We start from the raw sequence: 5,967 nt of genomic DNA, 5'->3' as shown, positions 1-5,967 counted from the left end.
CTGCGCGCGCGCCGGCGCTGATCGCCGCGCCCGGCCCCCGGCCAGAGGCCCCGGTGATCCCGGGGCCTTTTTCGTGGGCGTGTGCAGCTCGTGCACGGCGTTTGCCGCGGCGCATCACGCGGGGCGCGCGTGCGGCGGCGCATCGCTATACGCTAGGCAGCGGGCCACCCGTCACCGGCCCGGCGTAACCCGAGGAGTGCTCCGTCATGCTGCAACCGCTGTCCCCCGAAAGCCGCGCGCTGGTCGATACCGGCCGGCAGTTCTTCATCCCGAACTACAAACCGCGCGACATGATCCTCGACCGCGGCCAGGGCGCGCGTCTGTGGGACCTCGACGGCAACGAATACCTCGACCTCGGCGGCGGCATCGCCGTCAACTGCCTTGGTCATCAGGACCCGGCGCTGCTCGCCGCGCTCGAAGCGCAGGCGAAGAAGCTCTGGCACACCAGCAACGTCTACTTCACCGAGCCGGCGATCCGCCTCGCCGCGGAACTGGTCACGGCCTCGGGCTTCGCGAGCCGGGTGTTCTTCTGCAACTCCGGCGCCGAGGCCAACGAAGCGGCGATCAAGCTCGCGCGCCGCTACGCGACGCAGCATCTGGCACCGTCGCAGCGCCGGATCCTGACCTTCCACGGCTCCTTCCACGGCCGCACGCTGGCGACCGTCACCGCCACCGCACAGCCGAAGTACCAGGAAGGCTTCGAACCGCTGCCCGGCGGCTTCGTCTACGGGCCGTTCAACGACGTGACCGGCGCCACGCAGCTGATCGACGCCCACACCTGCGCGGTGCTGGTCGAGCCGGTGCAGGGCGAAGGCGGCGTGCTGCCGGCCGCGCCGGGCTTCCTCGCGGCGCTGCGCGCGGCCTGCGACAAGGTCGGCGCGCTGCTGATCTTCGACGAGGTGCAGTGCGGCATCGGCCGCACCGGCAAGCTGTTCGGCCACGAGTGGGACGGCGTGCGCCCCGATGCGCTGACGCTCGCGAAGGCGCTCGGCGGCGGCATGCCGATCGGCGCACTGCTGGCGGCGCCGAAGGTCGAGGAAGTCCTCGGCTTCGGCACGCACGGTTCGACCTTCGGCGGCAACCCGCTCGCCTGCGCGGTGGCGCGGGCGGTGCTCGCGCGCGTCAGCGATGCCGGCTTCCTCGCCGGCGTGCAGCGCCAGGCCGAGCGCCTGCGCGCCGGCCTGCACGAACTCGGCATGCGCCACGACCTGTTCCGCGAGATCCGCGGCCGCGGCCTGATGATCGGTGCGGTGCTGAACAGCCGCTGGCAGGGCAAGGCCACCGACATCACCGAGTTCGCGCGCGAGGACGGCGTGCTGATCCTGCAGGCCGGCCCGGACGTGCTGCGCTTCGTGCCGCCGCTGACGCTGACCGACGAGGAACTCGACAGCGCGCTCGCGCGGCTGTCGACGACCTTCGCGCGCCTGCCGGCCCCGGCGCAGAGCTGAGCCCCGATGCCTGACGCTGACGCCGGGGCTCTGCTGGCCGACCGCGCCGCCGCCGCGCAGCCGCAGATGCTCGCGCAGGTGCTGGCCTGGTCGGCGATCAACTCCGGCAGCCAGCACCTCGAAGGCCTCGCGCGCATGGCCGAGGTGCTCGCCGGAGCCTTCGGCCGGCTGGCGCCGGTCGAGCGGCTGAGGCTCGCGCCGCAGCAGATCATCGGCGCCGATGGCGTGCTGCGCGAACGCCCGCTCGGCCAGGCGCTGCGCCTGCGCGTGCGCCCGGAGGCGCGCTGGCAGGTGCTGCTGGTCGGCCACTACGACACCGTCTACGGCGCCGCCGATGCCTTCCAGCAGCCGCGCTGGAACGCCGACGGCACGCTGAACGGCCCCGGCGTCGCCGATCTAAAGGGCGGACTGGCGGTGATGCTGGCCGCCCTCGAAGCCTTCGAGTCCGGGCCGCAAGCGCTGAAGGCGGCGCTCGGCTGGACCGTGCTGCTCAACCCCGACGAGGAGATCGGCTCGCCCGGCTCGGCGCCGCTGCTCGCCGCCGAGGCCGCCCGCCACGATGTCGGCCTGGTGTTCGAACCCTCGGCGCTGCCCGACGGCACGCTCGCCGGCGCGCGCAAGGGCAGCGGCAACTTCACGGTCACGCTGCGCGGGCGCGCCGCGCACGCCGGGCGCAACCCGCAGGACGGGCGCAACGCCATCGTCGCCGCCGCCGACTGCGTGCTCGGCCTCGCCGCGCTCGCCGCTCCGGCGCAGGGCATCAGCGTCAACCCGGCAAAGATCGACGGCGGCGGTGCCGTCAACGTCGTGCCCGATCTCGCCGTCGTGCGCTTCAACGTCCGCCTCGCCGAACCGGCGCAGCAGGCCGGCCTGTTCGCGGCCGTGCAGCAGCTCTGCGCCGCCATCCACGAGCGCCACGGCTGCACGGCCGAACTCGCCGGCGGCTTCACGCGCCCGCCGAAACCGCTCGATGCCCGCCAGCGCGCGCTGCACGACTTCGTCGCCGGCACCGGCGCGCAGCTCGGGCTCACACTCGGCACGCGCGATACCGGCGGTGTCTGTGACGGCAACAACCTCGCCGCCGCCGGACTCGCCAACGTCGACACGCTCGGCGTGCGCGGCGGCGCCATCCATTCGCCGGACGAATTTCTGATCGTCGACAGCCTCGCCGAACGCGCCCGTCTTGCGACGCGGCTGCTCGTGCGCCTGGCCGCCGGCGAACTCGACCGCACCCTGTTCGCCCGGGAGACGCGATGCTGCTGATCCGCCCGATCCGTCCGGAGGATGCCGGCGCCTTCCTCGAACTGAGCATCGCCGCCGGCGCCGGCATGACCAGCCTGCCGACCGAGATGGAGCGCATCGAGCACAAGATCGAAAGCTCGGTCGCGAGCTTCGCGCGCGAGGTCGAGTCCCCCGGCGACGAGACCTACCTGTTCGTCGCCGAGGACCGCGCCAGCGGGCGCATCGTCGGCACCTGCGCGCTGTTCGCCGCGGTCGGCCTGCACCGGCCGTTCTACTCGTACAAGATCGTGCGCTTCGCGCATTCCTCGATGGAGCTGGATCACTTCGAGGAAGTCGACACGCTGATGATGGTCAACGAGTACCGCGGCGCCGCCGAGGTCGCGAGCCTGTTCCTGCGCCCCGACGCGCGCGGCAACCAGAACGGCAAGTTCCTGTCGCGCAGCCGCTTCCTGTTCCTCGCGCAGTTCGGCGAGCGTTTCGCCGATCTGGTCATGGCCGAGATGCGCGGCGTGCATGCCGAGGACGGCGCCTCGCCGTTCTGGGACGGGCTCGGCCGGCACTTCTTCGACATGGAATTCATCAAGGCCGACCGGCTGTCCTCGCTCGGCAAGTACCAGTTCATCGCCGACCTGATGCCGAAGTTCCCGATCTACATCCGCCTGCTGCCATCCGACGCGCAGGCGGTGATCGGCCAGCCGCACCCGGCGACGCGCCCGGCCTACGAACTACTGCTGCGCGAAGGCTTCCGCTTCGAAGGCTGCGTCGATGTCTTCGACGCCGGCCCGACGCTGCACTGCCCGCGCAGCGAGATCCGCGGCGTGCGCAAGTCGCGCCTCGCCGAGATCGCCTGGGTCGTCGACCGCGTGCCGCCCGGCGCCCGGCAGATGATCGGCACGACCCGCCTCGCCGATTACCGCGCCTGCGCCGCCCCGCTGCTCGCGCTCGATGACGGGCGCGTGGTGCTCGATGCCGAAACGGCCGAGGCGCTGGGCGTGGCGCCCGGGGAAGCGGTGCGGTTCACGGAACTGTGAGCCGGACCCTGACCATTCATTCGCAATTCCAGCCGGAACCGTTTCTCAACCCGGCCTGATTCAGGCATCAGGTATCAGCATGGCAAAATGCGTAGTGCTTCACTCCACCGTCCCCTACTCGCAGGATCACGATGTCGCGCTCAAAAATGCGCTCGTGCCGCTGCCGGATTTGTTTGCCGTCGTCGGCGTTGACTGCGAAGCCTGGGAGGAAGCAATCGACTGGCTGTGCGTCGAAAGCAGCGTCTACTGCAACACCACGTCCCACCCGCAGGAGAGCCTGCAGGAAGTCATCACGTTTGCGGAGCAATGGTGCGAGCTGAAGCAGTGGGACAAGGATGTTCGTGTTCTTGAAATCTGACCCTGCGCAACGCGGAAGGCGGATTACGGCGCGCGGCAAGAACCAGAAATCCTGATGTGCCACACAAAGCGCGCCTGATCCGTCCTGCACGCCAGAATGGAAAAACACCGACACGCAAGTCGAATATTCATGGATGCACTGCACAGAGGTTCCCTGATCCCTATCTGAAGCTTATTTTTACGGAGTTCGCCATGTCTGCACGCCGTGTTGTCCGTGTCACCACGCTTGCTGCCTCGATTGCCACTACCAGCGCAGTCCATGCTGCCCCTTATTATGATGTGATTCCCCTGGGTTCATTGGGTGGCAATTACGGCTACCCGATCGCCATAAACGATGTCGGACAGGTAACAGGCAGCTCCAGGACGTCCAACAATGAGGACCACGCTTTTCTGTACAGCGATGGGAAAATGATCGATCTGGGAACGCTGGGTGGCGGTGAGAGCTACCCCGTGGACCTGAATGATTCCGGACAGGTTATCGGACAGAGCTGGGTGGCCGGCAGTAATACATACCATGCATTCATCTATAGCGATAACCACATGACTGATCTGGGCTCACCAGGCAGCGACACGTATGCTTTCGACATCAATAACGCCGGACAGGTGACGGGTGCTTTCACGGCGTCTGATAACAAATTTCATGCCTACGTTTACAGCGCCGGGCAAATGACGGACCTTGGAACCATAAACGGATTTAATACCTCCGGCTGGCGCATCAACGAAAACGGACAAATCATTGGCAACATCAACCTGGGAAACGGGTTGTACCGCAGTTTTCTCAACAGCAACGGCAGCATGATCGATCTGGATGCGCCTTTGAACAGCAATAAAATCAGCGCCTACGACATCAACGATGCCGGACAGGTCATTGCCAACTTCAAGGAAAGCGGATTCGCCAAATGGCACAGCTTTCTCTACAGCAACGGTTCGACCATCGACCTGGGCACACTGGGTGGCAATGAAACCGATGCTTATGACATCAACAACGCCGGACAGATCGTCGGCGTCAGCACCAGGTACAACTCCAGCGCCTTACACGCTGTTCTCTACAGCAACGGCAAGTTGATCGAACTGGGCTCTCTGGGGGGCATACAAAGCTGGGCCTACAAGATCAACGACGCCGGGATGATACTGGGTCAGTCTGAACTCGGCGCTGCCAATGGATTCGGCATCAGCCCGTTCATCTATACCGATGGCACAATGTACGATCTCAATAAATTATTAGGCCCCTCTTCCGAATGGATAATTAATGATGTGTATGACATCAACGAACTTGGTGATATTGCGGTTGTTGGAAAAAACAAGATTACCGGCCATAACGAGCCGCTCCTACTCAAGTTGGCGAGCACGATTACAACCCCTGTACCGGAACCGACCAGCATTGCCTTGCTGGGTCTTGGGCTGGCCTGCCTGTATCGACATCGGCGCCGTTGGCTTCCCTGCCAGTCTGCATGAGCTTCGCCATCATCGCAGGGAACCCATGATCCATCCCACGCTTGACTCCATGGCCGTCGATCCGGTCATTTTTTGCCCCGTTTCCGCCTGCGCGTGCGGAAACGGGGCAACTCCACAAGCCGGCTGGCGCGCCGGCGTCAGGTGACGTCCCCGCTCCGGGATGCCCTCTCAACCGCCAGAACGTCACCGGCTCATCCCGATCCCCGGCCCGCAGCCCTGCCTCCACCACGCCTGCCACGCATCGACCCATCCCGTTCATGCATCCGCACGTCCCGCGCAGGCATCTGCAAGGCTTTCTGGCTTGCGGATGCCTGCCGTGAGCCTTGCGGACCCATGCGCGAGCCTTGCAGACCCTGGCGCGGCACGGGCGATTCCTTCGTGCGGCAGGCATCGACCCATGCGCAAGGCTTGCACTTGCCTGCCGGAGGCTTGCG

General features: G+C 66.4%; 5 protein-coding genes. All 5 read left to right on the top strand.

Going from position 1 to position 5,967, the window contains the following annotated elements:
- Nucleotides 1-206 precede the first annotated feature (206 nt).
- The 5 genes from PKE44_RS13740 (at nt 207) to PKE44_RS13720 (ending at nt 5,533) form a co-directional block, all read left to right on the top strand.
- Complete coding sequence (locus PKE44_RS13740) at nt 207-1,448, top strand: aspartate aminotransferase family protein (protein WP_324552142.1); 1,242 nt, start codon at nt 207-209, stop codon at nt 1,446-1,448.
- 6 nt (nt 1,449-1,454) lie between these two features.
- Complete coding sequence (locus PKE44_RS13735; protein WP_324552140.1) at nt 1,455-2,711, top strand: hydrolase; 1,257 nt, start codon at nt 1,455-1,457, stop codon at nt 2,709-2,711.
- A complete protein-coding gene (locus PKE44_RS13730; RefSeq protein ID WP_324552138.1) occupies nt 2,702-3,721 on the top strand; it encodes an arginine N-succinyltransferase in 1,020 nt (339 codons plus the stop codon). The genes PKE44_RS13735 and PKE44_RS13730 overlap by 10 nt, the downstream gene beginning before the upstream one ends.
- A 79-nt stretch (nt 3,722-3,800) precedes the next feature.
- On the top strand, nt 3,801-4,079 hold the full coding sequence (locus PKE44_RS13725) for a hypothetical protein (protein WP_324552136.1): 279 nt from the start codon (nt 3,801-3,803) through the stop codon (nt 4,077-4,079).
- 191 nt (nt 4,080-4,270) lie between these two features.
- The gene (locus PKE44_RS13720; protein WP_324552134.1) at nt 4,271-5,533 is read left to right on the top strand and encodes a PEP-CTERM sorting domain-containing protein; all 1,263 of its coding nucleotides are present in this window, start codon (nt 4,271-4,273) and stop codon (nt 5,531-5,533) included.
- Nucleotides 5,534-5,967: the final 434 nt, after the last annotated feature.

It is taken from the genome of Plasticicumulans sp., assembly GCF_035331805.1.
Lineage (GTDB): Bacteria > Pseudomonadota > Gammaproteobacteria > Competibacterales > Competibacteraceae > Plasticicumulans.
This window is presented reverse-complemented; position numbering and strand designations above follow the sequence as displayed.